Source organism: Streptomyces sp. NPDC003943 (assembly GCF_053605265.1).
The window spans coordinates 1-24,473 of sequence record NZ_JBSGIW010000102.1 but is presented as its reverse complement, the minus strand read 5'-3'; the positions used below and the strand labels follow the sequence as shown (position 1 = coordinate 24,473).

Sequence of the window (24,473 nt, the reverse complement as noted above, 5' to 3'; positions counted from 1 at the left end):
GCCTCGACAGCTGAGCTGTCGAGGCGCTCCGGTGTCTCGCGGGCCCGGGGAGACCCCGTGCACCAGACGCCGCGGCCCGTCCGAGCCTGATCCGCCGGACCGGCCCTGGGGCCGGTTCCCTCCGGCGTGGTCGCGGCCCCGGTGCCGCCCGGCGGTCAGTCCGCCGACTCCGGGTGGACCCCGGGGCCGATGTGGGCGGCCTCGGCCGCCCAGTCGATCAGATCCCGCTCGCTGCCGGCCGGCACCGCGTGGAAGGTGGCCGACAGCCAGGCGCACAGCGCCGCCCGGTCGACGTCGACGAGGACCGGGACTCCCGTACCGCCGAGCCGTATCCGCACCCGCCCGCCGTGCCGCCCGCCGCGCCGGCCGCCGACCCGCAGCGGCCACAGCTGGACGTCGCCCTCGCCGCAGGAGGTGCGGGTGCCGCAGTGCAGCAGCTCGCGGGAGAGCGTCCAGTCCACCGACTGGCCGAGCTGGCCGAAGGAGACCCGAACCGCCCATGGATCGCCGGGGTCGTACGCGAACGTCACGTCGATCGGGAACTCCAGGTCGGCGTGCACCCGGTGCCCCAGTGTGTGCCAGGGGCCGACCAGAGGTGTGGCCGTGCGCCCGGCCCTGTCGTCACGTCGCCGCGGTTCGGACATGTCCCATCCCTTCTCCGCCTGCTTTCGCCTCCTGTTCGCGTAACCGCTGTCGCCGGACCTATGCGTGCGGGACACGTACGGGTCGAAATCCGTGTGGGCAGCCGTCGGTTGAGGCTGTCGGCCGGGCTGCTCGCCCGGCCGTGCGCGCGGGACGAGAAGGCGGTCAGGACACCGCCGAGGCCGCCTCGCCGGACCGGGACCGTCCGGACCACCACACCGAGCCGAGCAGCAGCAGGCCAGGGATGACGCCGGCGGTCACCCGGATCGCCGGGTCGGGGGCGCCGGCGGCCGCCAGGACCAGGCCGGTCGCGCCGCAGACGGTGATCGCGGCGGCGAGGGCGTGCAGGGACGGGCGGCGCCAGGCGATCGCGAGGCCGAAGAAGTGGACGCCGACGACGAAGGCGATCCAGCCGACCGAGGCCTGGGGTGCGTGCAGCACGCGGGCGATGACCACGAGGCCGGCCGCGAGGCCGAGCGCCTCGGCCGCCACCACGTACCAGTAGCGGCGTCCGAAGCGGGGAGCCGCGGCCGCGGCCGGTTCTGTGGCCGGCCGGTCGCGGCGGCCGAAGACGACTACGCCGAGGAAGGCGGCGATGGCGAGGAGGCGCAGCGGGGTCGCGACCGCCGTGGGCAGGAATCCGACGTTCGCCGCCACGAAGAAGAGACCGAAACCGGCCCCGATCAACCGCCCAACCTGATCTTTTGTCATGATCATCAGCTTAGTCAGGTGTGATGTCGGTCAGGCGTCACGCACCAGCAGCGCCACCGGGCGCTCCTCGAACAGCTCCGCCAGCTTCACCGGCGTGTCCGGGCCGCCGGTGAACTCCCGTACGCCGTCCAGCGCGTCGAGCCAGCGGCCCGCCGGCAGCGCCATCGCCGTGTCCTGCCAGCCGCCCGCTTCGGCGAGACGCAGCGAGAGACGGGTGACGGCGGTGAGGACGCGGTCGGTGCGGGTGAAGGCGAGGCAGTGCGGGGCCGCCGGGCCGGTGGCGGTCAGCGGGGTGTACGTGGCCGAGGGTCCGAAGAGGTCCGGGTGGTCGCGGCGGAGGCGGAGGGCGGCGCGGACGAGCGCGGTCTTGTCGTCGTCGGGTCCGATCGCGAAGGGGGCGCGGTTGTCGGGGTCGACCAGGGCGCGGTAGTCGCGTTCGGTGTTCTGGTAGAGCTCGGGCACGCCCGGCATGGTGAGCTGGACGAGGGTGGCGCCGAGGATCTGGGCGCGGATGTGGGGTTCGAGGGCGAAGGCCGACTCGGATGCCCCGCGCAGCGGGATGCGGCCGGGGCCCGCCGCCACGAAGTCGGCCACGGCCCGCTCGTAGGCCGTGTCCGGCTCGGTCCAGCTGGTGTGCAGGCCCGCCTCGCGTACGGACTTGAGGACGGCGGGCCCCAGCCGGTCCGGGTCCGGGGTGCCGAAGCCGAACGCGGTCTGCCAGGCCGTCCACGCCAGGTGCGGATCGGGCGCGGGCACCGCGGAGACCTGCTCCAGGAGCTCGGCCCAGCGCTGCGGGCACTGGGCGAGGACGGCGATCCCGGCCCGTACGTCCGCGCTGCGCTTGGTGTCGTGGGTGCTCAGGACCGTGCCGGTGGCCGGCCAGTCGCGGGCCAGCCGGGCGCAGTAGGCGTGGAACTCGTCGGGCGAGACCGCCGGGTGGCCCGGGTCGCCGCCGACCTCGTTGGCCGACAGGAGCGGGGTGTAGCGGTAGAAGGCGGTGTCCTCGACGGACTTGGCCCGCAGCGCCGACGAGGTCTGGGCGAACCGGGCCCGGAACGCCCGGTGCTCCGGGCCGTCGCCGCACGCCCCGAGGGCCAGGTCGCGGATCACGTCCACCGCCGTCGCCTCCTCCGGCACCGCGAACGCCGCCTTCGCGCCGCGCGCCGCCTCCGGGGTGAGGACCTCCTCGCCGCCGGTGCGGTAGGTGCGGTAGACCGGCACCCGGACGAGGAGCTCGCGGATCGCGGTCTGCAGCGCCCAGGGCGCGTGGTCGCGCAGGCGCGGGTCGGCGGCGCAGATCCGGCCCGCGATCCGGGTCAGCGCGGCGGTCTCGGAGACCAGCTCATGGGTCACCACCTTGTACGCGGCGCGCCGCGCGGTCGCCTCCCAGTAGCCGCCCCGGTCCCCGGACCGGCCCGCGAACTCGCGGTAGACGTCGGCGAGTTCTGCGGCTCCGACGGCATCGGTGAAGAGGCCGTCCACGTACCGCAGCGCGTCGTAGCCGGTGGTGCCCGCGACCGGCCAGGAGCCGGGCAGCGGCTCGGCGCCGGTGAGGATCTTCTCGACGACGATCCAGCACCGCCCGCCGGTCGCCTCCTCCAGGCGCTCCAGATAGCCCTCCGGGTCGGCGAGCCCGTCCGGATGGTCGATCCGCAGCCCCTCCACGACCCCGTCCGCGACCAGTTCGAGCACCTTCGCGTGCGTGGCCGCGAACACCTCGGGGTCCTCCACCCTGACCCCGATGAGGTCGGAGATGGTGAAGAAGCGCCGGTAGTTGAGCTCGGTGCGGGCCAGCCGCCACCAGGAGAGCCGGTACCACTGGGCGTCGAGCAGCTCGTCGAGCGGCAGCTCCTGCGTGCCCTCCCGCAGCGGGAACTCCTGCCCGTCCAGGGTCAGGACACCACCGGCCACCCGCATCCGGTCCCGCACCTCCGGCAGCCGGCCCGGCAGCACCGGAAGCAGCAGCCGCCCGCCGCCCGCCGCCCAGTCGATGTCGAACCAGCGCGCGTACGGGGAGTCCGGCCCGTCCCGCAGCACCTCGCGCAGCGCGTGGTTGTGCCGGGCCGAGGCGGCCATGTGGTTGGGCACCAGATCCAGGACCAGGCCGAGGCCGTGCGCCCGCGCGGTCGCCGCGAGCGCCCGCAGCCCCGCCTCGCCGCCCAGCTCCGCCCGTACCGAGCGGTGGTCGGTCACGTCGTAGCCGTGCGCCGAGCCGGGCACGGCCTCCAGGACGGGGGAGAGGTGGAGGTGCGAGACCCCGAGCCCGGCGAGGTGCGGGACGGCCCGCTCCGCGGCGGCGAACGGGAAGTCCGGTCCCAGCTGAAGCCGGTAGGTGGCGGTGGGCAGCGCCCGTTCCCAGGAGGAGGTCATGCGAACGTACGTACCCCGCTGGGAGGCATCTGTGTCATGACGTTCACCCGAACGGGCGCCACCAAGCCATGCTGCCGTGGCTCTAGGCCGGCCTCCGCAGCACCGTCAGCGTCAGCGGCGCGAGGGTCACCCGCTCGCCCGCCGTCACCTCCGGGCCGAGGTCGGGCGGCATGCCCTCCGGATGGGAGGTGTCCACGACGACCTTCCAGCACTCGCCGTGGGTGTCCGGCACCTCGAACTCCAGCTCCTGCGCCGAGGCGTTGAACATCATCAGGAAGGAGTCGTCCGAGATCCGCTCGCCCTGCGGGCCCGGCTCGGAGATCGCGTTGCCGTTGAGGAAGACCGTCAGCGCCTGGGCGTGCGCCGCCTGCCAGTCCCGCGCGGTCATCTCCACGGCCTCCGGAGTGAACCAGGCGATGTCGGTCAGCTCGTCGTGGGTGCCCTCGACCGGGCGGCCGTGGAAGAAGCGGCGGCGCCGGAAGACCGGATGGTCGCGGCGCAGCCGGACCATGGCACGGGTGAACTCCAGGAGCGTGGCCTCGGGCTCGCTGCCGGGCTTGGGCCAGCGCACCCAGGAGATCTCGCTGTCCTGGCAGTAGGCGTTGTTGTTGCCGCCCTGGGTGCGGCCGAACTCGTCGCCGTGGCTGAGCATCGGCACGCCCTGCGACAGCATCAGCGTGGCGAGGAAGTTACGGGACTGACGCGCCCTCAGCTCGCGGATGCCGATGTCGTCGGTGTCGCCCTCGGCGCCGCAGTTCCACGACCGGTTGTAGCTCTCGCCGTCCCGGTTCCCCTCCCCGTTGGCCTCGTTGTGCTTCTCGTTGTACGAGACGAGGTCGCGCAGCGTGAAACCGTCGTGGCAGGTCACGAAGTTGACCGAGGCCAGCGGGCGGCGCCCGTCGTCCTGGTAGAGGTCCGAGGAGCCGGTGAGCCGGGACGCGAACTCGGCGAGCGTGCGCGGCTCGCCGCGCCACAGGTCCCGCACGCAGTCCCGGTACTTGCCGTTCCACTCCGCCCACTGCGGCGGGAAGTTGCCCACCTGGTAGCCGCCCTCGCCCAGGTCCCACGGCTCGGCGATCAGCTTCACCTGGCTGACCACCGGGTCCTGCTGCACCAGGTCGAAGAACGAGGACAGCCGGTCCACCTCGTGGAACTGGCGGGCGAGCGTCGCCGCGAGGTCGAAGCGGAAGCCGTCCACGTGCATCTCCGTCACCCAGTACCGCAGACTGTCCATGATCATCTGCAGGACGTGCGGGGACCGCATGAGCAGCGAGTTCCCGGTGCCGGTGGTGTCCGTGTAGTAGCGGGGGTCGTCCCCGAGCCGGTAGTACGAGGGGTTGTCCAGGCCCCGGAAGGAGAGCGTCGGGCCCAGGTGGTTGCCCTCGGCCGTGTGGTTGTAGACCACGTCGAGGATCACCTCGATCCCGGCCTTGTGCAGCGCCCGCACCGCCGACTTGAACTCCAGGACCTGCTCGCCCCGGTCGCCCCACGAGGCGTAGGCGTTGTGCGGGGCGAAGAAGCCGATCGTGTTGTAGCCCCAGTAGTTCGAGAGGCCCGCGTCGGCCAGCCGGTGGTCGTTCACGAACTGGTGGACCGGCATCAACTCAAGTGCGGTGACGCCGAGTTCCTTCAGATGCCCGATCACCGCCGGGTGCGCGAGCCCCGCGTACGTGCCGCGCAGCTCCTCCGGCAGCTCCGGGTGCAGCATGGTCAGGCCCTTCACATGGGCCTCGTAGATCACCGTGTGGTGGTACTCGGTGCGCGGCCGCCGGTCGTCGCCCCAGTCGAAGTACGGGTTGACCACGACCGAGGTCATCGTGTGCGGCGCCGAGTCGAGGTCGTTGCGGGCGTCCGGCCGCCCGAAGGGATAGCCGTACACCGCCTCGCCCCAGTCCACCGCGCCCGAGATCGCCCGCGCGTACGGGTCGAGCAGCAGCTTCGCCGGGTTGCAGCGCAGGCCGCGCTCCGGCGCGTACGGGCCGTGCACCCGGAAGCCGTACCGCCGGCCCGGCATCACGCCCGGCAGATAGGCGTGCCGCACGAAGGCGTCGGTCTCGCGCAGCTCGACCGAGGTCTCCGTGCCGTCGTCGTCGAGCAGGCACAGCTCGATGCGTTGGGCGGCCTCCGAGAAGACCGCGAAGTTGGTACCGGCGCCGTCGTAGGTGGCGCCGAGGGGATACGCCTGTCCCGGCCAGACCTGCATAGACGAACTCTTCCCCTTCGGAAGTCGGAAGAAGGTGTGTACGTCGGCCAGATCCTGCCCGAAACGTGCGCAACCTCCTAGGACTTCGGCCCGTCCTACCGGGTGACCATCACTCCATAGGGGGAAAACATGAACGCGTGGGGGGAAGTGTGTACGAAATAGTGCGCCGTCACCTGGGCAAGGTGGTGGCCGGCGCAGCCATGGCCGTGACCGGGACCGCGGTGGCCGTCGCCGTCACCCTGCCCGGCAGCGCCGGAGCAGACGAGGCGCCGCGCGGCAGCGCCGCCGCCACCGGCGGCACCGTGACCGGGGCGCAGGGCGGGACCGGGACGGACGGGCGGACCGACGGGCAGGCGCCCGGCCCGGCCGCCCTGGCCTCCGCACCGCCCGAGGGGGAGAAGGGAGTGGGCACCGACCCGCTCACCGACGACGAGCTGAAGCGGGCCGAGGCCCTGGCTGAGACCGCGCCGGCCGGCGCCGCCGCCCGCAACGCCGAGGGCGGCCGCGGCCCGCAGCGCCTCGGCACCGAGCTCGCGGACCCCGAGCCCGGCGAGAGCGCCGGCGGGCCGCGCCGCGCCCAGGTGCGCTTCTACGACTACGGCCGCGACGAGCTCGTCACGAAGACGGTCAACCTCGACACCGGCAAGGTCGAGCAGTCCGGCGCCCAGCGCGGGGTGCAGCCCTCCGCCCATCCCGAGGAGCTGCGCGCGGCCCTGAAGCTCATCCTGGCCGACCCGCTGGGCAAGGGCGTCAAGGAGGACTACAAGGACGCCACGGGCCAGGAGCTGACCTCCACCGACCAGCTGTGGTTCAACGGGGACGTCTACCGCACCTACCGCGAGGCGCAGGTGCCCGCGGCGCTCGCCAAGTGCGGCGAGCACCGCTGCGTCCGGCTCGTCACCAAGGTGAAGAACGGCTCCTGGATCGACACCCGCAACCTGATCGTCGACCTCAGCGCCCGCACCGTCACCCGCGTCGGCTGACCACCGCCGCGGACCGTCACCCGCGTCGGCCGACCACCGGCGCGCACCGTCCGACGCGTCGGCCGACCACCGCCGCACGCCGTCTGACCTCCGTACCGAGGGAGTACGCACGCAATGACCACTCCGCGACTTCGGCATGCCCGCCGTCCGGGCGCCGTCCTCGCCGCGACCGCGCTGCTCGGCGCCGTCGCCACCGCCGCCGCGAGCCCGGCCGGCGCCGCCCCGACCCCGACGCCGACCCGGACCCCGACCGCGGCGCCGACCCGGCCCGCCCCCGCTCCGGCCGACTGCTCCGCCGCGTACCGCATCGAGCAGAAGCTCGACGGCGGCACCGTCTGGCGGATGTGCTGGCGCTACTCGACCGACTCCGGGCTCGTCCTGGACAAGGTGACCTACCAGCCGCCCGGTGAGCCCAAGCCCATCCGGGTCCTCAACAGCGCCAAGCTCGCCCAGATCCACGTCCCGTACGACAACGGCAAGGCCGAGTACGACGACCTGACCGGCGCCGGCTTCGGCTGGGGCCTGCAGGCCCTGAAGCCCGGCGAGTGCCCCGGCGGCACCATCACCTCCGTGAAGGTGCCCGACGTCGGCAGGATCAACGGCCTGTGCACCACCACCCGGGCCCGCGGCCACGCCTACCGCATGGCCGCCGACACCGGGAACAGGGTCTGGCAGGCCCAGGGCAAGGACCTGCTCGTCTACACCGTCAACAAGGTCGGCTGGTACGAGTACATCAGCGAGTGGCGCTTCTCCTCCGACGGCGCCATAGCCGCCAACGTCGGTGCCACCGGCAGCCTTTCGCCCGTCGACTACGACGCGACCGACGGCCGCGGCTGGCCGATCGGCAAGGGCGCCCGCGACTACGCCACCAGCCACGCCCACAACGTCTTCTGGAAGCTGGACTTCGGCCTCGACGGCAGCTCCAAGGGCCGCATCGAGCAGTACGACTCCAAGGTCACCCCGCCGGCCCGCGGCGGCAGCCCGACCGTGAAGACGACCCGCACCCCGGTCACCAGGGAACTCGCCGGGGACGCCGCCAACATGCGCTGGTGGCGGGTGGTGAGCGCGACCGGCAAGAACAAGGACGGGCACCAGCGTTCGTACGAGATCGTGCCCGGCCACACCAACACCTACGGCGGCCGTCCCTTCACCAAGCACGACATCTACTTCACGCAGGCGCGCGCCTGTGAGCAGTTCGCCAGCAACAACATCCTGAACTGCGGCCGGGGCGCGCCGGACAGCGTGGACAAGTGGGTCAACGGCGAGACCCTGACCAATCCCGCCGTCTGGGTCAACATCGGGTTCCACCACATCGCCCGGGACGAGGACCAGCAGCCCATGCCGGTCCACTGGCAGGGTTTCCAGCTCCTGCCCAGGGACGTAACCGCTATGAATCCGCTCACTCCGGCCGATCTCGCCAACCAGAACGGCGCGCCGAACGTGGGCAGTTGAGCAACGGGCCGGGCGATCCTGCTGCACCGCCTCCCGCTCCCGGAGTACCCTTCCTTGATCGTTGTCGGGAGCAGAAGGCGGTGCGCGGGTGAGCTCGGGAGGTCTGGAGCTGCCCCCAGGCGAGGCGGGTCACGACGGGGGACCGGCCGACCCCGGTGCGGCGCCGCCCGGCGCGGTGTCCGTCGTCCGGCCCGTCGAGATCGGGGCCGAGCTGGAGTGGGGCGCGGAGGCGTGGAGCGAGGTGCGCACCCGGGCCCAGCGGGCCGGCCGCGCCTACATCTGGCTCAATCTCGTCGAACAGCGGCTGCGGGCCGTCGTCGCGGCCGTGCTGCGGCCCGTGTACGAGCCGGTGCACGGCGAGGAGTGGGTGGTGGCCGCGGCCGGGCCGGCCGGCCAGGAGTGGGTCCAGCGGGCCGTCGCGGTCCGCGAGGTCTCGCGCCGCAAGGGCTATCTGCTCGACCCGGCCGACGACAACGTGCTCAGCTTCCTCACCCTCCCGCAGCTGCGGGAGCTGATGGTGCAGCACTGGCCCTGCTTCGAGCCGTACTTCGACGACCGGCGCGAGGTCGAACTCGCCCTGGACGAGCTGGAGGTGACCCGCAACGTCGTCTCCCGCAACCGGGCCCTGTCGCTGACCGTGCTCGCCCAGTCCGAACGGGCCTCCGCCCGGCTCCTGGAGATCCTCGGGAGCGGGGCGGGGGTGCCGTCGGCCGACCGGCTGCCGGTCGACGCGGTCGAGGACCTGGTCGGCGACCGGTACGCGGACGTGGTGTCCGTCCACCCCGACCGGGTCCGGCTGCAGCGGCAGCTGCCCGCCGAGGACCTGTTCGGCGGGGCGCGCCGGCTCGACGCCACGGGCATAGGTCTCAATCTGCTCGTGCAGAACTTCTCCGGGCGGCGCATGGTCCGGCTCGCCGAGTCCGGCTGCCGCATACGGCTGCTCTTCCTGAACCCGGCCAGCAGCGCGGTCAAGCGGCGCGAGCGGGAGCTCGGCCTGAAGAAGGGCGAGCTGAGCCGCGCGGTCGAGATGAACATCCTGCACATGCGCCGGGTGCGCGCCGCGCTGCGCGACCCGGGCGCCTTCCAGATCCACGTCTTCGACGAGACCCCGCGCTTCACCGCCTATCTGGTCGACGGCGACGGCCCGGACGGGGTGGCGGTCGTCCAGCCTTATCTGCGCAAGGCGCGCGGCATGGAGGCGCCGGTCTTCGTGCTGCGCGGCGGCGGGCGGAACGTGGTCCGGTCAGGCGGTCCGGGCGGCGGCCCCGACCGTGACGAAGAACACGGACTTTTCGCCACATATCGGGAGGAATTCGAGTCGGTCTGGCTCGACTCGCGCCCCGTCTCCTGACGCCCGCACGGCACCTCCCGGCCGCGTTGTCAGTGGCGCGTGCGAAGGTTTTCAGCACCACGGGGGAGATCACGTAAGGAGGACCCGATGGCTTGGCATGGGGAACCACTGGTCGGCTTCGACCTGGAGACGACCGGTACGGACCCGCTGGAGGCCCGCATCGTGACGGCCTCCGTCGTCGGCGTCCACGGCGGCCGGGTGGTCCGGCAGCGCGACTGGCTCGCCGACCCGGGCATCCGCATCCCGGAGCAGGCGTCCGCCATCCACGGCATCAGCAGCGAACGCGCCGCCGCCGAGGGCCGCCCGGTGCGCGAGGTGGCCGACGAGATCGCGGAGACGCTGACCGGCTACTGGACGCAGGGCGTCCCGGTCGTCGCGTACAACGCCTCCTTCGACCTCACCCTGCTCTCGGCGGAGCTGCGCCGGCACGGACTGCCCTCGCTCGAGGAGCGGCTGGGCGGCGCCGGCACAGGCCCGGTCGTCGACCCGTACACCATCGACCGCGCCGTCGACCGCTACCGCCGCGGCAAGCGCACGCTCGAAGCCGTCTGCGCCGAGTACGGCGTCGAGCTCACCAGCGCCCACCAGGCGGCGGCCGACGCGCTCGCCGCCGTCCGGGTCGCGATCGCGATAGCCGAGCGCCACGCTTCGGTCGCCGCCCTCGACCCGGCCGAACTGCACGAGCGCCAGATCGACTGGTACCGCGCCTGGGCCGAGGACTTCCAGTCGTTCCTGCGCCGGAAGGGCGACCCGGAGGCGGTGGTGGACCCGACGTGGCCGCTGCGGGTGGCGGCGCCGGTTGCGGGTTAGGCGTTCTCCTTCAGGAACGAGAGCAGCAGCTCGCTGACCCGCTCCGGCTGGTCGAGCGGGAACCAGTGGCCCGCGTCCTCGACCCGCTCGTAGCGCCAGCGTCCGGTGACGTGGTCGGCCGTGGCCGTCATCTGGCGCTCGGTGAGGAAACGGTCGCCGCTGGACCAGACGCCCATCACCGGGACGGTGAGCGGAGGCAGTGCCGCCGGCGCGCCCAGCTGGACCTCGATGGGCAGCCCCGCCCGGTAGATGTTCAGCGCAGCGGTCAGCCCGCCCGGGGCGCGCAGCGGCTCCAGGACCTCCGCCGCGTCCGGGTGGTCGGCGAGCATGGCGCGCAGGTTCGCGAACTCGTCCCGGGAGAGCCACTCCTCGGCGAGCCCCTCGTGCTGGAACATCGTCACGTGCCAGAGCCGCTGCCGCTGTTCCCAGCCGCCCGCGCCGAAGATGGCCGCGGCGTTGCCGACCGACATGACGGTCAGGCTCGCCACCCGGTCGGGCACGACCTGAGCGAGTCCCTGCGCCACCCCGGAACCCCAGTCGTGGCCGACGACATGGAAACGGTCGACCTCCAGCCCGGCGAGGAGCTCCAGGACGTCGCCGACGTGCTTCGCCGGGTGGTACGCCTCCGGGCCGCCCTCCGGCCGGTCCGAGCCGCCGAAGCCGCGCAGGGTCGGCGCGATCGTCCGGAACCCGGCAGCGTTGAGTGCCGGGATCTGGTGGCGCCACAGCCGGTGCGAGTCGGGGAAGCCGTGCAGCAGCAGGACGACCGGGCCCTCGCCGCTCACCTCGACGTCCAGCGTGACGTCCGACAGTTCCATCCGCATACCAACACCCCGTTCGTTACCGGCTGGTTCGACAGGGCTCATGATGTCAGAAGGGGTACCAGCGCACCTCGGGGTCGCCGTCCCGCAGCGAGGCCACCCGGCGCTCGAACTCGGCGAGCGCCTTCGGGTTCGTCGGGGCGTGCTGGGCCACCCACGCGCAGCTCGCGGTCTCCCGCGCGCCGCGCAGCACCGCGCAGCCGTCCCAGTCGCGCACGTCCCAGCCGTACGCCTCGGTGAAGGCGTCGTAAGCGGCCGGGTCCAGGCCGTAGCGGTCCCGGGAGAGGGCGAGGACCACCAGGTCGTGCTCGCGCAGATCGGAGGAGAAGGTCTCCAGGTCCACCAGGACCGGGCCGGCGGGGCCGACGTGGACGTTGCGGGGGAGGGCGTCGCCGTGGATCGGGCCGGGCGTGAGGTGCGGGGTGAGCGCGGCCGCGGCCGGGGCGAAGGAGTCGCGGCGCTCGCGGAGGAAGGCGGCGTCGGCCGGGTCGACGGCCTCGCCCGCGAGCCGCAGCCAGCGCTCGACCCCGCCGAGCAGTTCGCGGCGCGGCAGGTCCAGACCGGCCGGCTCGGGCAGGGCGTGGACGGCGAGCAGCAGCGGGGCCAGGTCGCGCGGCTCGGCGGGGCGGACGGCCTCGGGGAGCCGGTGCCACAGGGTCACCGGGTGCCCCTCGACGAGCAGCGGCTCGGCCTCCGCGGCCCGTACGGCGGGGACACCGGCCGATTCCAGCCAGCCGGCCAGCGCCAGCTCGCGCTCGGCGCGCGGCAGCAGTTCGGCGTCCCGGCCGACCTTGACCACCAGGTCGCCGAGGGCGAAGACCGCGTTCTCGCCCAGGGCGAGCAGCGTCGCCTCGTCCGCCCGCAGCTTCGCGGCGGCCAGGATCTCCCGGGCCCGCGCCTCGTCCATCGTCTCTCCCAGCAGCAGGTGCGCCTCATGTGCGCCTCGCGTGCGATTTCCGCCAAAGTCTCGCATCCGCGCAGGTGACCGTGCAGGTCGGCTTGACGGGCCGTCGGCCCGTCAGGACGATGACCCAGGCCGATGCAAGGTGGCAAACCTGGCAAAGGGGGCAGATCGATGAGTGTGGTGACCGCGTCCCGGCGGTCCGCGGGGCGCACCGCCCCCGGCCGACCGGCCGGCCCACCGGGCCGGGGACTCGGCGCCTGGTTCCTCGTCCTGCCGGCCCTGCTGCCGATCCTGTTCCTCAGCGTCGGACCGCTCCTCTACGGCATCGCGCTCGCCTTCACCGACGCCCAGTCCGGCCGCACCAAGGCCACGAGCTGGATCGGCACCCTCAACTTCCAGGACCTGCTGCACGACACCCTCTTCTGGGAGTCCTTCCGTATCGGTCTGCTGTGGGCGGTCGGCGTCACCGTCCCGCAGTTCCTGCTCTCCCTCGGCCTCGCACTCCTCCTGAACCAGGACCTGCGGCTCCGCGGGCTCGCCCGGGCGCTCGCGATCGTCCCCTGGGCGATGCCCGGGGTCGTCGTCGGCATCATCTGGCGGCTCGTCTACAACCCCGACGCCGGCGTCCTCAACGAGACCCTGCACGACCTCGGCCTCGGCGACGGCCGGGCCTGGCTCAGCGGCCTCGGCACCGCGCTGCCCGCCGTGGTCGTCGTCGGCGTCTGGGCCGGCATGCCGCAGACCATCGTCGCCCTCCTCGCCGGCGTCCAGAACACCCCGCGCGAGCTCCACGAGGCCGCCGCGCTCGACGGCGCCGGCGCCTGGCGCCGCTTCCGCACCGTCACCTGGCCCGCCCTGCGCCCGGTCGCCCTCGCCATCACCGCCCTCGACTTCATCTGGAACCTGAACTCCTTCGCCCTGGTCTACGTGCTGACCAACGGCGGACCCGGCGGCCGCACCCGGCTGCCCATGCTCTTCGCGTACGAGGAGGCCTTCCGCTACGGGCAGTTCGGCTACGCCGCCGCCATGGGCTGCGTGCTCGTCGCCGTCGTCTCCGTACTCCTCGCCCTGTCCCTCGCCGGGCGCCTGAAGGAGGACCAGTGAGGATCACGGAGGAGGACCGGTGAGGCAGCGGCCAGTGAGCGCCTTTCGCAGCCGCGGGGCCGCCCGCGCCGGCCAGTACGCGGCCCTCCTCGCGTATCTGGTCTTCCTCGCCCTTCCCTTCCTGTGGCTGGTCTCCACCGCCTTCAAACCGGCCACGGAGCTGGGCGCGCTGCACCCCACCTGGATCCCGCGGGACCCCACCCTCGACAACTTCCGGCAGGCGTTCGCCGAGCAGCCGCTGCTGCGCGCCGCCGGGAACAGCCTCCTCGCCGCGGTCGCCGCCGCCCTGATCGCGGTCGCCGTCGCCACGCCCATCGCCTACGTCCTGGCCCGGCACCGCTCCCGGCTCGGCACGGCCGCCACCGGCTGGGTCGTGGTCAGCCAGGCCTTCCCCTTCGTCCTCCTGATCATCCCGCTGTTCCTCGTCCTCAAGAGGCTCCACCTCGTCAACAGCCTGGCCGGCCTGGTCCTGGTGTACGTGGTGTGGTCGCTGCCCTTCGCGCTGTGGATGCTCACGGGGTACGTACGGGCCGTGCCGCGCGAGCTGGAGGAGGCGGCGGCCGTCGACGGCGCCGGCCGGCTCCGTACCCTCGTCTCGGTCACCGCGCCGCTGCTCGCCCCGGGCCTGGTCGCCACCGCGCTGTTCGCCTTCGTCACGGCCTGGAACGAGTTCTTCTTCGCGCTCGTCCTGCTCAAGTCCCCGGAACGGCAGACACTTCCGGTGGTCCTCACCCACTTCCTCGGCGCGGAGGGTGTCGCCGACCTCGGGCCGCTCGCCGCCGCGGCCTTCCTCGCCACCCTGCCCTCGCTGCTCGTCTTCGCCCTGATCCAGCGGCGGATCACGGGCGGGATGCTGACCGGGGCGGTGAAGTCATGAGACGCGTACGGACGCCGGTCGGACGGATGCCGGTCGTACGCACGCCGGTCGGACGGATTGCGGTCGTACGGGTGCCGGTCGCGCTCCTTGCGGTCCTCGCGCTGCTGCTCACCGGCTGCACCGCCGGCCGCGACCGCGACCACCACCGGGGCCGTGACGACGGCGGCGTGGTCCGGCTCCGCTTCCTCTCCCTCGCCTGGCAGAAGGAGTCCGTCGACGCCAACAAGGCCCTGGTGAAGGAGTGGAACGCGGGCCATCCCGGCATCCAGGTCGACTACGTCCAGGGCAGCTGGGACTCCGTCCACGACCAGCTGCTCACCTCCTTCGAGGGCGGCGAGGCGCCGGACCTCATCCACGACGCCTCCGACGACCTCGCCGACTTCGCGTACGGCGGTTACCTCGCCGATCTGCGCCCGCTGCTCTCCGCGCGGCTGCGCGCCGACATCCCCGCGCACAGCTGGCGGACCACGACGGTCGGCGACGGGATCTACGGCGTGCCGTTCCTCCAGGAACCGCGCGTGATCATGGCCAACCGGACGCTGCTCCGGCAGGCCGGAGTGCGCCTGCCGACGCCCGAACGCCCTTGGACATGGGAGGAATTCCGGCGGGTAGGCCGGGACCTGACGGCGAAGCTGGGGGAGGGGCGGTACGCGGTCGCCTGGCCGCTCAGGGAGCCCGTCTCCGTCTCGCTCAACCTGGGGGTCTCCGCCGGCGGCCGGCTCTTCCGGCGCGGCCCCGACGACAAGGTCACCGTCCGCTTCACCGAGGCCGACGCCGTCGTCCCCGGCACCCTGCGCGCCATGGCCGGCGCCGACGGCTCCGCCTCGCGCGCCACCCTCGGCAGCGGCGGCTCCGACACCCTGCCCGGTTTCTTCGCCGGGAAGTACGCGATGGTCCCGCTGGGCTTCTCCTACCGGCAGCAGATCGTGCAGCAGGCACCCAAGGGCTTCGACTGGACCGTGCTGCCCGCCCCGGCCGGCGCCGCCGGGCTCGCGCAGGGCGTCAGCCCGCAGACCCTCTCCATCGCCCAGGACAGCGCGCACAAGCGGGAGGCCGCGGCCTTCCTCGACTTCTTCCTCCAGCCCCGCAACACCGTCCGGCTCGCGCTCGGCGACTGGATGCTGCCCACCTCCACCACCGCCCTCGCCGACCCGGCCCTGCACACCGCGGAGTTCGGCTGGGCCACGGGCGCGGCGGTCGCCCGGCAACTGCGCCCGGCGCCCGCGCAGTCGGTGCGCGGTTACCCGGAGTGGAAGGACAAGGTGGCCACCCCGGCCTTCCAGGAGTACTACAGCGGCGCCATCGACACCGCCGAGCTGCGCCGGCGTCTGGAGGAGGACGGCAACCGGGTCCTCGCCCGCTACCAACGCGGCTGACCGCCGGCCGCCGGCCCGTGAACCGTGCTCCGAATGGGGCGGGTTGAGGAGACTCGTCCCATTCCCCTTTTTAAGAAACCTTGTTGAAGAAGTCACAGGTGTGTGAAGGCCTTGATTTGCACTCGTCAATCGGTCAGGGTTTCGAGTGAGCCGCCGGAAGAGTTCCGTCCGGTGGCCCAACCCCCCACAAAATCCTGACGAGGAGACCCCTCTTCATGGCAATACACAAGCGTGACCGCAAGCAGGTCCGGATCATCGCCGTCACGACCGCGATCGCCGCGGCCGCCGGAGTGACCGTCCTCACCGGCCCGTTCGCCGGAGCGACGCCCGCGCCCGCCGAAGGAACCGTCTACGGCCTCGGCGCCAAGGGCGCCGTGGCGGGCAGCTACGTCGTGCTGCTCGACGAGAAGACCGGCCGTGACGGCAAGAGCGAACTGGCCGAGGAGTACGGCGGCACCCTGCGCCGCAGCTACGACTCCAGCGTCAACGGCTTCTCCGTCAACGGCCTCACCGAGACCGAGGCCAAGCGCCTCGCCGCCGACCCGGCCGTCGCCAAGGTCGTCCAGAACCGCAGGTTCACGATCGAGGAGACCCAGGAGAACCCGCCGTCCTGGGGCCTCGACCGGGTCGACCAGACCGACACCGCCGGCGACGCCAAGTACACCTACCCGGACAGCGCGGGCGACGGCGTCACCGCGTACGTCATCGACACCGGTGTCCGGATCAGCCACCAGGACTTCGGCGGCCGGGCCTCGTACGGCTTCGACGCCGTCGACAACGACGACACGGCCCAGGACGGCAACGGCCACGGCACGCACGTCGCCGGAACCATCGCCGGGTCCACGTACGGCATCGCCAAGAAGGCGAAGATCGTCGCCGTGCGCGTCCTCGACGGCAACGGCTCCGGCACCACCGAGCAGGTCGTCGCGGGCATCGACTGGGTCACCAAGAACCACCACGGCCCGTCCGTCGCCAACATGAGCCTGGGCGGCGGCGCCGACCCGGCGCTCGACGACGCGGTGCGCAAGGCCATCGCCTCCGGCGTCACCTTCGGCGTCGCGGCCGGCAACGAGTCCGCGGACGCCGGCGAGGGCTCCCCGGCCCGCGTCACCGAGGCGATCACCGTGGCCTCGTCCACCAAGGACGACCAGCAGTCCGACTTCTCCAACTTCGGCTCGGTCGTGGACCTCTACGCCCCGGGCTCGGAGATCACCTCGGCCTGGAACGACAGCGACACCGGCACCAAGACCATCTCCGGCACCTCGATGGCCACCCCGCACGTGGTCGGCGCCGCCGCCGTCTACCTGGGCGCCCACCAGGACGCCACGCCGGACCAGGTCGCCCAGGCGCTCGTCGCCGGGGCCACTCCGGACAAGATCGGCAACGCCAGCCCCGGCACGGCCAACAAGCTGCTGAGGATCGTCGAGTAGTGGTCCCGTAGCACGCGGGAAGCCTTGAACGGTGGCCGCCGCGCCCTCCCCCACGGGGCACGGCGGCCGCCTTATGGTGTGCCCATGACGACGACCTATGCCCTGCTGCTCCGCGGGATCAACGTCAGCGGCCGCAACAAGGTCCCCATGGCGGAGCTCCGTTCACTCCTCGAAGGGCTCGGCTACGACGGCGTGAAGACCTACCTCCAGAGTGGCAACGCGGTGTTCAGCACGGACGCCGGCGGCACCGAGGAGGAGCACGCGGCGGCGATCGAGGCCGCCATCGAGAGCCGCTTCGGCTTCCGGGTCGCCTGCCTCGTGCGCGACCACGAGTACCTCGCCGCCGTCGAGGCCGGCTGCCCCTTCCCCGCCGCCGAGCTGGAGGGCAGGCAGCTGCACGCCCTCTACTTCTCGGGCCCCGTCACCGCCGAACGCTTCGCCGCGCTCGACCAGGAGGCCTTCCGCCCCGAGGCGTTCGCGCTCGGCGACCGCGTCCTCTACCTCTACGCGCCGGACGGCCTGGGCCGGTCGAAGCTCGGCGAGGCCGTCTCCCGGCCCTCGCTCTACAAGGACGTCACCGTCACCGGGCGCAACTGGAACACCGTGCGCAAGCTCGTCGAGATGACGGCGCCCGAGAGTTGAAGTGGCCCAGTTGGACAGCTTGCGATTGGCCCGCTCTCGCGGGCCATCCCGCCACTAGTGTTCCTGTCATGACAACGACTGTGGACTTCTACTTCGACCCCGCCTGCCCCTTCGCGTGGATCACCTCCCGCTGGATACTCGAGGTGGAGCAGCAGCGCGACATCGACGTGCGCTTCCGGCTGATGAGCCTCTACTTCCACAACGAGGGCAACGAACTGCCCGACTGGTACCGCACCCTCGTCGACGCCTCCATCGGCCCGGTCCGGGTGGCCGCCGCCGCGGCCGAGCAGCACGGCGAGGAGATCCTGCGCCCGCTCTACACCGCTTACGGCACCCGCATCCACGACCAGAAGAACAAGGACTTCGACGCGGTGATCGCCGAGTCCCTCGCCGAACTCGGCCTCCCCGCCGCTCTCGCCGAGGCGGCCAAGGACTCCTCGTACGACGCCGCGGTCCGCGTCAGCCACGAGGCCGGCAAGGACCCGGAGGCCGGTGCGTACGTGGGCACGCCGACGATCCACGTCGACGGCACCGCCTGGTTCGGCCCCGTCCTGCGGGCCATCCCGCGCGGCGAGAAGGCCGCCGAACTCTTCGACGGCTTCCGCGTCCTGGCCTCCCACCCCGACCTCTTCGAACTGAAGCGGGAGCGCTCGGGCGGGCTCGACTTCAGCTAGGACCCGGTCGCCGCCTGGGCCGTGCGGCCCGCCCCGCGACAAGCGCCCGGCGGATCTCGGCGGCCGTCCGGCGGGCGTGCTCGGTCGTCGCGGTGGTCTCCGCGGTGCCGGGCACGAAGCGGTGCTCGGGCTCCTTGCAGTACGGGCACGGGGCGCCGTCCTGCACCAGGTGGCCGTCCTCGCAGGCCGGGTTGCGGCACGGCCCGCGGCCGACGAGGAACTCGGCGATCTCCTGCGGGGCCCAGCGGCGCCGGTCGTCCTCGTCGCGCTCGTGCAGGGCGTGGGACCAGCGGGTGTGCCAGCGGCGCTCGACGCGGTCGAGGAGCTGGGCGGGGGTGCGGTGGGCGAGTTCGGCGTACAGGATGTCGGGCAGGCTGCGCGGCAGGGAGAAGCCGAGGGCCTGGAGCAGCGGCCGCGGGAAGCCCTGCATGACGAAGCCGATCGGGTCGCTCCCCGGACCCCGCTTCCACCTCCGGCACCGGCACGCGCCCTGCTCGGGCAGGGCGGCGCCGCACCGCCCGCACAGGCCCCGGCAGTCCGCGCACAGTCCGCCGTCCAGTCCGTCCAGATGCGGCGCCGGCGCCCGGCCGCACTCCCGGCAGCAGGCCGCGCACGGTCCGCAGAGCCGCTCTTCGCCGACCCGGGTCGTCCAGGAGCGCTGCTGGCAGCGGCAGCACAGCCTGCTGTTGCAGTGGTCGCCGTGCGCGGCCTCGTACCGGCCGGGATGGTCGAGCACTCCGGGACTCCCTCCGGAGCTCGGACGTTCTTCTGGCATGTGCCTCAGGCACACCCGGAAGAACGATCCGATGATCCGAAGGAAACGCCCTGCCGGGGCGTCGGCTGTCGCGAAACTTCAAGACCGCGTCGCGCACCCCTCCGTAGCGTGACCGGCATGAACGCGATCCACGACCACCTCACCGCCTGCGCCGCCGAAGCCGCCCGCGTCACCCGGGGCATCGGCACCGAGCAGCTCGCCGGCCCGTCCGTCTGCGCCGACTGGACCGTCCGCGAGCTCGCCAACCACCTCGTCCTCTACTCCGCGCACGGCCTGGAGCACCGCGCGCTGCGCACCCAGCTCCCCGAGGAGACCGTCCAGCGCGACTTCACCGCCGACGCGGACTGGCCCGAGCGGTACCGCGCGCAGCTCGACCGCGCGCTCGTCGCCTGGGAGAAGCCCGAAGCCTGGGAGGGCGAGGTCGACCTCGGCGGCAGCGCCGTGCCCGCCACCGAGATCGCCGCCATGCTGGTCCTCGAACTCGCCCTGCACGGCTGGGACCTGGCGCGTTCCACGGGCCAGGAGTTCGACGTGCCGGAGGACACCGGCGCCTATGTGCTCGACGTGGTCGGGCGCTACGCCGAGATGTACCGGGAGTACGACGGGTTCGACGCGCCCGTGCCGGCGGACGCCGGGGCACCGTCCTTCACCAGGGCCCTCGCGCTCAGCGGCCGCAGGCCCTGAGCCATGCCCTGAGCCGCCGCCTCGTACCGCTCCAGGAGCAGCCGCGCCAGCTCGGGCGACGGACCGAGGACGTCCGCCAGGACGTCGGCCGCCGCCTCGGCCGCGCCCGACGCGATGCGGTCCGGCAGCCGGCCCGGGGCGATCACGTACGGGGACACCGCGACGCGGCGGACGCCCGGCTCGGCGCGCAGCGCCCGCACCGCCTCGGCCGGGCGCGGAAGAGATGCGGAGGCGAACGCAGGCCGCACGGAGCACCAACCGGTGCGCCGCAGCTCCCGCGCCGTTTCTGCGATCACTGCGATCGCCTCCGGGTCGGTGGAGCCCGCCGAGGCCAGGACGACCCCGGTCGTGCTCTTGTCGGCGGGCGTGAGCCCCGCCTCGTACAGCCGCCGTTCGACCGCCGCGAGCAGCAGCGGCGACGGGCCCAGGACCTCCGCCTGGCGGACCGTCAGGGACGGCGGCGCCTGCCGCAGGACGGCGGGGATGTCGGCCTTGGCGTGGAAGGCGCGGGTCAGCAGCAGCGGCAGCGCCACCACCTCCCGCACCCCCTCCGCGGCGAGCCGGTCGAGCACCCCGGTCACCGACGGCAGGTTGAAGTCCAGGAACGCCGTCTCCACGCGCAGCCCCGGCCGCAGCAGGCCGGCCCGGCGCACCAGCGCCTGGACGGTGGCCGCGTGCCGCGGATCGCGGCTGCCGTGGGCGACGACGAGGAGAACCGGCGCACTCATGGTCAGCCCTTCACCAGGAGGCCGCGGCGGCGCAGCACCGCGCGCTCCAGGGGACTGAAGATCAGCAGGTCGATGGCGACACCGACGAGCAGGATCAGGATGATCGCCAGGAAGATCCCCGGCATGTCGAAGTTGTTCCGGCCGTTCTCCAGGAGCTGGCCGAGACCCAGGCCCAGGTCGGGCGAGGAGGCGATGATCTCCGCCGCCATCAGCGAGCGCCACGAGAACGCCCAGCCCTGCTTCAGGCCCGCGAGGTAGCCGGGCAGCGCGGCCGGCATCACGATGTGCCAGGCGCCCCTGAGGCCGGTCGCGCCGAGCGTCTTGCCGGCCCGCAGGTACAGCGGCGGCACCTGGTCCACGCCCGCGACCAGGCCGTTGGCGATGGACGGCACGGCGCCGAGCAGGATGACCGCGAACATCATGCTGTCGTTGAGGCCGAGCCACAGCACCGCCGGCGCCACCCAGGCGACCGAGGGCAGCGACTGCAGGCCGGACAGGATCGGGCCGATCGCCGTGCGGATCACGCCGACCCGGGCCACGACCAGGCCCAGCGGCGTGCCGATCGCGAGGGCGAGCAGGAAGCCGAGCAGCGCCCGCGACACGCTGGTCCACAGCACGTCGAGGAGCGTGCCCTCCAGCCACATCGTCTGCAGGCTGTCCCACACGGCGCCCGGCGACGGCAGCTTGCCCTCGTCGGCGACCTTGGCGGTCACCAGGAGCTGCCAGACCACCAGGACGAGCACGATCGCGAGGACCGGCGGCAGGATCTTCTTCAGCAGGACGTCGCGCACCGGGACCCGGCGGACCTGCACGCTGTCCAGGGCGTCGAGCCCGGCCTCCAGGCCGGCGAGGTCGTCGGTCTTGGCGGCGTCCTCGACGCCGTCGGAGACGGTCTCAGTGCTGGCCATGACGGCGGATCTCCCCACGCAGGTGTTCGGTGATCTCGAGGGACAGCTCGGCGACGTCGGCGTCCTCGATGCGGCGCGGCTGCGGGATGTCGATGGTCCACTCCCGGGCGATGCGGCCGGGCCGGGAGGAGAGCAGGACGACCCGTTCGGCGAGGCGCACGGCCTCGCGCACGTTGTGGGTGACGAACAGGACCGACAGCCGGGTCTCGCGCCAGATCCGGGTCAGCTCGTCGTGCAGCACGTCCCGGGTGATGGCGTCGAGCGCGGCGAACGGCTCGTCCATCAGGAGCAGGTCGCTGGCCTGGGCGAGGGCCCGGGCCATGGCGACGCGCTGGCGCATGCCGCCGGACAGCTCGTGCACCCGCTTGCCGTACGAGCCGCCGAGCCGGACGAGCTCGAGGAGGCGCTCGGCCTCCGGGCGGCGCTCGGCCTTCGGCACCCCGCGCAGCTTCAGGGCGAGTTCGATGTTCTTGCCCGCGGTGAGCCACGGGAAGAGGGCGTGCTCCTGGAACATCAGGGCCGGCCGGCCGCCGGGGGTCTCGATGGACCCCGCGGACGGCCGGTCGAGCCCGGCGACCAGGTTGAGCAGGGTGGACTTGCCGCAGCCCGAGGCCCCCAGCAGGGTCACGAACTCGCCCGGCGCGACATCGAGCGAGATGTCGTCGAGGACGAGCTGGCCGCCGGCGGGGCCGCCGAAGGACTTCGAGACGTGCGCGATGCGCGCGGCGTGGCCGACCGCGGCCGGGCCGACACGGTCCTCGGCCTTGGCGAGCGTCGTGGTCGTGGCCATGTGCGTCACCTTCCTGGGAGACCTGAACTCGGGCTGCGATCTGGTTACTTCACGCCGAGACCGGCGTCGGAGACCTCGGGCTTGCCCGCGGCCTTCAGGACCTTGTTGAGCGGCTTCAGGTCGTAGATGCCGTTCAGGTCGGGCTGCTTGAGGAGACCGGCCTTGACGGCGTGGTCGGCCTGCGCCTGGAGCGTGGCGGCCAGCGGGTCGTCGGTGAACTGGATCGACGGCCACGCGCCGTCGATCACCTTGTCGCCGAGCGCCTTGCCGGACAGCGCCTTCAGCTTGGCGTTGGCGGACGCCTTCGCCTTGTCCTGGTTGGCGTTGATCCAGTCGTTCGTCTTCACCGAGCCGCGCAGGACCGCCTCGACGACGTCCGGGTGCTCCTTCAGGAACTTCTGCGACACGATGATGTTCGTGATGACGAACTTCTTGTCCGGCCACAGGTCGGACTCGTCGAGCAGCACCTTCGCGCCCTCGGCGACCAGCTTCGACGCGGTCGGCTCCGGAACCCAGGCGCCGTCGATGTCACCGGACTTGTAGGCGTCCGGCGTCACCTTGTTGTCGGTGCGGACGACCGAGACGTCGCCCTTGCCGCTCTGGGAGTCGACCTTCCAGCCCTTCTCGGAGACCCAGTTGAGGAAGGCCACGTCCTGCGTGTTGCCGAGCTGCGGGGTGGCGATCCGCTTGCCCTTGACCTCGTCCAGGGTCTTGATCTTCGCGGGGTTGACCACGAGCTTCACGCCGCCGGAGGCCGCGCCGCCGATGATGCGGAGGTTGCTGCCCTTGGACTTGGTGTAGCCGTTGATGGACGGCGAGGGGCCGATGAAGCCGATGTCGATCGAGCCGGCGTTGAGCGCCTCGATCTCCGACGGGCCCGCGTTGAAGGTCGAGACCTTCAGCTGTGTGCCGCCCAGCTCCTTCTGGAAGATGCCCTCGTTGTCACCGACCAGGGCCGTGGCGTGCGTGAGATTGGGGAAGTACCCGAGCCGTACGGCGTCGGCCGACAGCTTCTTGCCCTCGGCGGCCACCTTCTTCTCGTCGTTCTTGGCTGCGGAGCCGTAGCCGCAGGAGGCGAGCGCCCCGACGAGCAGGGGCAGTGCGACGGCGGCGGCCAGGCCGCGGCGCAGGGTGGTACGAGTGGTGGCAGGCACGGGAGGTGTTCCCCTCGATCTGTGTCAGTGAAGTCTGCGTTTATGTCGTCGCCCGAGGACGGGCGGGTGGAGCGGCATCGCGCCGCCGCAGCGGCGCACGGAGGTCAGCACGCACATCGCGCGACACCTCCCCGGCCCGCGCCGAGGGCACCGGAGCCCACCCGGCCGCCCTCCTTCGCGAAGGTGACCCAGAAGCCCTGACCCGTCATCAGAAGTCCCAGCCTTCCTCGTCGTCGACCGTCTTCTCGACGGCCTTGGCGGTGGCGAAGGACTCGCCCGCCATGCCGGCCGCGAGCGTGGTGCCGTCGGCCGGGTCGATCAGCAGGAACGAGCCGGTACGGCGCGAATCCGCGTACGAGTCCAGCGCGAGCGGCTCGGCGGTGCGCACCTTGACCCGGCCGATGTCGTTGGCGACGAGCTGACCCGGGTTCGGGTGCTGGGAGAGGTCGTCCAGGGTGAGCCGGGACGGGATGTCCTTGACGATCGCCTTGACGGTGCGGGTGGTGTGCTTGAGCAGCACCCGCTGGCCCACCGTGAGCGGCTGGTCCGCCACGTGGCAGACCGTCGCCTCGACGTCCTGGCTGGTCGCCGGGGCGTCACCGGACGGCGCGAGCAGGTCGCCGCGGGAGATGTCGATGTCGTCGGCGAGCCGGATGGTGACCGACTGCGGCGCCCAGGCGATGTCCACGGGCTCGCCGAGCGCGTCGATCGCCGTGATCGTCGACGTCCTGCCGGACGGCAGCACGGTGATCTCCTCGCCGACCCGGAACGCGCCGGCCGCGATCTGGCCCGCGTAGCCCCGGTAGTCCGGGTGCTCGGCGGTCTGCGGACGGATCACGTACTGCACCGGGAAGCGCGCGTGGCAGGCCGTCAGGTCGTGGCTGACCGGGACCGTCTCCAGGTGCTCCAGGACCGTCGGGCCGCCGTACCAGTCCATGTTGGCGGACGGCTCCACGACGTTGTCACCGGCCAGCGCCGAGATCGGGATCGCGGTGATCTCCGGGACGCCGAGTTCGGAGGCGTAGGTGGTGAACTCCTCGGCGATGGCGGCGAAGACGGACTCCTGGTAGTCGACCAGGTCCAT

The 24,473-nt window shown here is 72.5% G+C and carries 23 protein-coding genes; 11 read left to right on the top strand and 12 right to left on the bottom strand.

The features are described 5' to 3' along the window. Window positions 1-155 precede the first annotated feature (155 nt). From ACWEV0_RS30855 to glgX, 4 genes are all read right to left on the bottom strand, one after another. On the bottom strand, window positions 156-644 hold the full coding sequence (locus tag ACWEV0_RS30855; RefSeq protein WP_453152972.1) for an SsgA family sporulation/cell division regulator: 489 nt from the start codon (window positions 642-644) through the stop codon (window positions 156-158). Window positions 645-807: 163 nt separating this feature from the next. Further along, a complete protein-coding gene (locus ACWEV0_RS30850; protein ID WP_453152971.1) occupies window positions 808-1,353 on the bottom strand; it encodes a hypothetical protein in 546 nt (181 codons plus the stop codon). A 30-nt stretch (window positions 1,354-1,383) separates the two neighbouring features. Next, window positions 1,384-3,723 carry a malto-oligosyltrehalose synthase gene (gene treY / locus ACWEV0_RS30845; protein WP_453152970.1) on the bottom strand — a complete coding sequence of 780 codons (2,340 nt, stop codon included), beginning with the start codon at window positions 3,721-3,723 and terminating at the stop codon, window positions 1,384-1,386. 82 nt (window positions 3,724-3,805) lie between these two features. Then, window positions 3,806-5,926 carry a glycogen debranching protein GlgX gene (glgX, locus tag ACWEV0_RS30840; protein ID WP_453152968.1) on the bottom strand — a complete coding sequence of 707 codons (2,121 nt, stop codon included), beginning with the start codon at window positions 5,924-5,926 and terminating at the stop codon, window positions 3,806-3,808. Between the two features lie 149 nt (window positions 5,927-6,075). Between glgX and ACWEV0_RS30835 the strand changes: the two genes are divergently transcribed. The 4 genes from ACWEV0_RS30835 to ACWEV0_RS30820 all read left to right on the top strand — a co-directional run bounded on the left by ACWEV0_RS30835 (window position 6,076) and on the right by ACWEV0_RS30820 (window position 10,522). Further along, window positions 6,076-6,909: a Tat pathway signal sequence domain protein gene (locus ACWEV0_RS30835; protein ID WP_453152974.1), complete on the top strand. Its 834-nt coding sequence runs from the start codon at window positions 6,076-6,078 to the stop codon at window positions 6,907-6,909. A 114-nt stretch (window positions 6,910-7,023) separates the two neighbouring features. Continuing rightward, window positions 7,024-8,361 carry a copper amine oxidase gene (locus ACWEV0_RS30830; RefSeq protein ID WP_453152967.1) on the top strand — a complete coding sequence of 446 codons (1,338 nt, stop codon included), beginning with the start codon at window positions 7,024-7,026 and terminating at the stop codon, window positions 8,359-8,361. 88 nt (window positions 8,362-8,449) lie between these two features. Further along, window positions 8,450-9,712, top strand: coding sequence for an SAV2148 family HEPN domain-containing protein (locus tag ACWEV0_RS30825; RefSeq protein ID WP_451610358.1), 1,263 nt, complete (start codon window positions 8,450-8,452; stop codon window positions 9,710-9,712). 87 nt (window positions 9,713-9,799) lie between these two features. Beyond that, window positions 9,800-10,522: an exonuclease domain-containing protein gene (locus ACWEV0_RS30820; protein ID WP_453152966.1), complete on the top strand. Its 723-nt coding sequence runs from the start codon at window positions 9,800-9,802 to the stop codon at window positions 10,520-10,522. Here ACWEV0_RS30820 and ACWEV0_RS30815 read toward each other — a convergent pair. After that, window positions 10,519-11,346 (bottom strand): alpha/beta fold hydrolase, encoded by an 828-nt coding sequence (locus tag ACWEV0_RS30815; RefSeq protein ID WP_453152965.1) that lies wholly within the window; start codon window positions 11,344-11,346, stop codon window positions 10,519-10,521. The genes ACWEV0_RS30820 and ACWEV0_RS30815 overlap by 4 nt on opposite strands. Before the next feature lie 46 nt (window positions 11,347-11,392). Beyond that, window positions 11,393-12,250, bottom strand: coding sequence for a phosphotransferase enzyme family protein (locus ACWEV0_RS30810; RefSeq protein ID WP_453152963.1), 858 nt, complete (start codon window positions 12,248-12,250; stop codon window positions 11,393-11,395). 168 nt (window positions 12,251-12,418) lie between these two features. Between ACWEV0_RS30810 and ACWEV0_RS30805 the strand changes: the two genes are divergently transcribed. The 6 genes from ACWEV0_RS30805 (at window position 12,419) to ACWEV0_RS30780 (ending at window position 18,350) form a co-directional block, all read left to right on the top strand. Then, complete coding sequence (locus ACWEV0_RS30805) at window positions 12,419-13,351, top strand: carbohydrate ABC transporter permease (protein WP_453152962.1); 933 nt, start codon at window positions 12,419-12,421, stop codon at window positions 13,349-13,351. Between the two features lie 34 nt (window positions 13,352-13,385). Then, window positions 13,386-14,228 (top strand): carbohydrate ABC transporter permease, encoded by an 843-nt coding sequence (locus tag ACWEV0_RS30800; protein WP_453152961.1) that lies wholly within the window; start codon window positions 13,386-13,388, stop codon window positions 14,226-14,228. Window positions 14,229-14,254: 26 nt separating this feature from the next. Then, window positions 14,255-15,604 (top strand): ABC transporter substrate-binding protein, encoded by a 1,350-nt coding sequence (locus ACWEV0_RS30795; RefSeq protein WP_453152973.1) that lies wholly within the window; start codon window positions 14,255-14,257, stop codon window positions 15,602-15,604. A 215-nt stretch (window positions 15,605-15,819) separates the two neighbouring features. Beyond that, window positions 15,820-17,034: a S8 family serine peptidase gene (locus tag ACWEV0_RS30790; protein ID WP_453152960.1), complete on the top strand. Its 1,215-nt coding sequence runs from the start codon at window positions 15,820-15,822 to the stop codon at window positions 17,032-17,034. An 84-nt stretch (window positions 17,035-17,118) separates the two neighbouring features. After that, a complete protein-coding gene (locus ACWEV0_RS30785) occupies window positions 17,119-17,676 on the top strand; it encodes a DUF1697 domain-containing protein (RefSeq protein ID WP_453152958.1) in 558 nt (185 codons plus the stop codon). 68 nt (window positions 17,677-17,744) lie between these two features. Further along, the gene (locus ACWEV0_RS30780) at window positions 17,745-18,350 is read left to right on the top strand and encodes a mycothiol-dependent nitroreductase Rv2466c family protein (RefSeq protein WP_453152957.1); all 606 of its coding nucleotides are present in this window, start codon (window positions 17,745-17,747) and stop codon (window positions 18,348-18,350) included. On the opposite strand, the gene ACWEV0_RS30775 is transcribed toward ACWEV0_RS30780, so the two are convergent. Beyond that, window positions 18,343-19,086: a hypothetical protein gene (locus ACWEV0_RS30775; protein ID WP_453152956.1), complete on the bottom strand. Its 744-nt coding sequence runs from the start codon at window positions 19,084-19,086 to the stop codon at window positions 18,343-18,345. The genes ACWEV0_RS30780 and ACWEV0_RS30775 overlap by 8 nt on opposite strands. A 156-nt stretch (window positions 19,087-19,242) precedes the next feature. Here ACWEV0_RS30775 and ACWEV0_RS30770 point away from each other — a divergent pair, with 156 nt between their 5' ends. Then, entirely contained in the window at window positions 19,243-19,809 is a 567-nt protein-coding gene (locus ACWEV0_RS30770; protein ID WP_453152954.1) for a TIGR03086 family metal-binding protein, read from the top strand. Here ACWEV0_RS30770 and ACWEV0_RS30765 read toward each other — a convergent pair. The 5 genes from ACWEV0_RS30765 to ACWEV0_RS30745 form a co-directional block, all read right to left on the bottom strand. Then, complete coding sequence (locus ACWEV0_RS30765; protein WP_453152953.1) at window positions 19,701-20,537, bottom strand: sirohydrochlorin chelatase; 837 nt, start codon at window positions 20,535-20,537, stop codon at window positions 19,701-19,703. The two genes, ACWEV0_RS30770 and ACWEV0_RS30765, sit on opposite strands and share 109 nt — an antisense overlap. A gap of 2 nt (window positions 20,538-20,539) precedes the next feature. Next, complete coding sequence (locus ACWEV0_RS30760; protein ID WP_453152952.1) at window positions 20,540-21,445, bottom strand: ABC transporter permease; 906 nt, start codon at window positions 21,443-21,445, stop codon at window positions 20,540-20,542. Beyond that, complete coding sequence (locus ACWEV0_RS30755; protein WP_453152951.1) at window positions 21,432-22,235, bottom strand: ABC transporter ATP-binding protein; 804 nt, start codon at window positions 22,233-22,235, stop codon at window positions 21,432-21,434. Before ACWEV0_RS30755 ends, ACWEV0_RS30760 begins: the two co-directional genes overlap by 14 nt. A gap of 44 nt (window positions 22,236-22,279) precedes the next feature. Further along, a complete protein-coding gene (locus ACWEV0_RS30750) occupies window positions 22,280-23,389 on the bottom strand; it encodes an aliphatic sulfonate ABC transporter substrate-binding protein (RefSeq protein ID WP_453152949.1) in 1,110 nt (369 codons plus the stop codon). Between the two features lie 208 nt (window positions 23,390-23,597). Next, a partial coding sequence (locus tag ACWEV0_RS30745) for an elongation factor 1-alpha C-terminal domain-related protein (RefSeq protein ID WP_453152948.1) occupies window positions 23,598-24,473 on the bottom strand: 876 nt, incomplete at its 5' end.

Coding starts and splice junctions, on each gene's coding strand:
- treY (WP_453152970.1), bottom strand. CDS start 3,723: ATGACCTCCTCCTGGGAACGGGCGCTGCCCACCGCCACCTACCGGCTT.
- ACWEV0_RS30755 (WP_453152951.1), bottom strand. CDS start 22,235: ATGGCCACGACCACGACGCTCGCCAAGGCCGAGGACCGTGTCGGCCCG.
- ACWEV0_RS30785 (WP_453152958.1), top strand. CDS start 17,119: ATGACGACGACCTATGCCCTGCTGCTCCGCGGGATCAACGTCAGCGGC.
- ACWEV0_RS30790 (WP_453152960.1), top strand. CDS start 15,820: ATGGCAATACACAAGCGTGACCGCAAGCAGGTCCGGATCATCGCCGTC.
- ACWEV0_RS30760 (WP_453152952.1), bottom strand. CDS start 21,445: ATGGCCAGCACTGAGACCGTCTCCGACGGCGTCGAGGACGCCGCCAAG.
- ACWEV0_RS30830 (WP_453152967.1), top strand. CDS start 7,024: ATGACCACTCCGCGACTTCGGCATGCCCGCCGTCCGGGCGCCGTCCTC.
- ACWEV0_RS30810 (WP_453152963.1), bottom strand. CDS start 12,250: ATGGACGAGGCGCGGGCCCGGGAGATCCTGGCCGCCGCGAAGCTGCGG.
- ACWEV0_RS30795 (WP_453152973.1), top strand. CDS start 14,255: ATGCCGGTCGTACGCACGCCGGTCGGACGGATTGCGGTCGTACGGGTG.
- ACWEV0_RS30815 (WP_453152965.1), bottom strand. CDS start 11,346: ATGCGGATGGAACTGTCGGACGTCACGCTGGACGTCGAGGTGAGCGGC.
- ACWEV0_RS30850 (WP_453152971.1), bottom strand. CDS start 1,353: ATGACAAAAGATCAGGTTGGGCGGTTGATCGGGGCCGGTTTCGGTCTC.
- glgX (WP_453152968.1), bottom strand. CDS start 5,926: ATGCAGGTCTGGCCGGGACAGGCGTATCCCCTCGGCGCCACCTACGAC.
- ACWEV0_RS30770 (WP_453152954.1), top strand. CDS start 19,243: ATGAACGCGATCCACGACCACCTCACCGCCTGCGCCGCCGAAGCCGCC.
- ACWEV0_RS30855 (WP_453152972.1), bottom strand. CDS start 644: ATGTCCGAACCGCGGCGACGTGACGACAGGGCCGGGCGCACGGCCACA.
- ACWEV0_RS30805 (WP_453152962.1), top strand. CDS start 12,419: ATGAGTGTGGTGACCGCGTCCCGGCGGTCCGCGGGGCGCACCGCCCCC.
- ACWEV0_RS30820 (WP_453152966.1), top strand. CDS start 9,800: ATGGCTTGGCATGGGGAACCACTGGTCGGCTTCGACCTGGAGACGACC.
- ACWEV0_RS30780 (WP_453152957.1), top strand. CDS start 17,745: ATGACAACGACTGTGGACTTCTACTTCGACCCCGCCTGCCCCTTCGCG.
- ACWEV0_RS30765 (WP_453152953.1), bottom strand. CDS start 20,537: ATGAGTGCGCCGGTTCTCCTCGTCGTCGCCCACGGCAGCCGCGATCCG.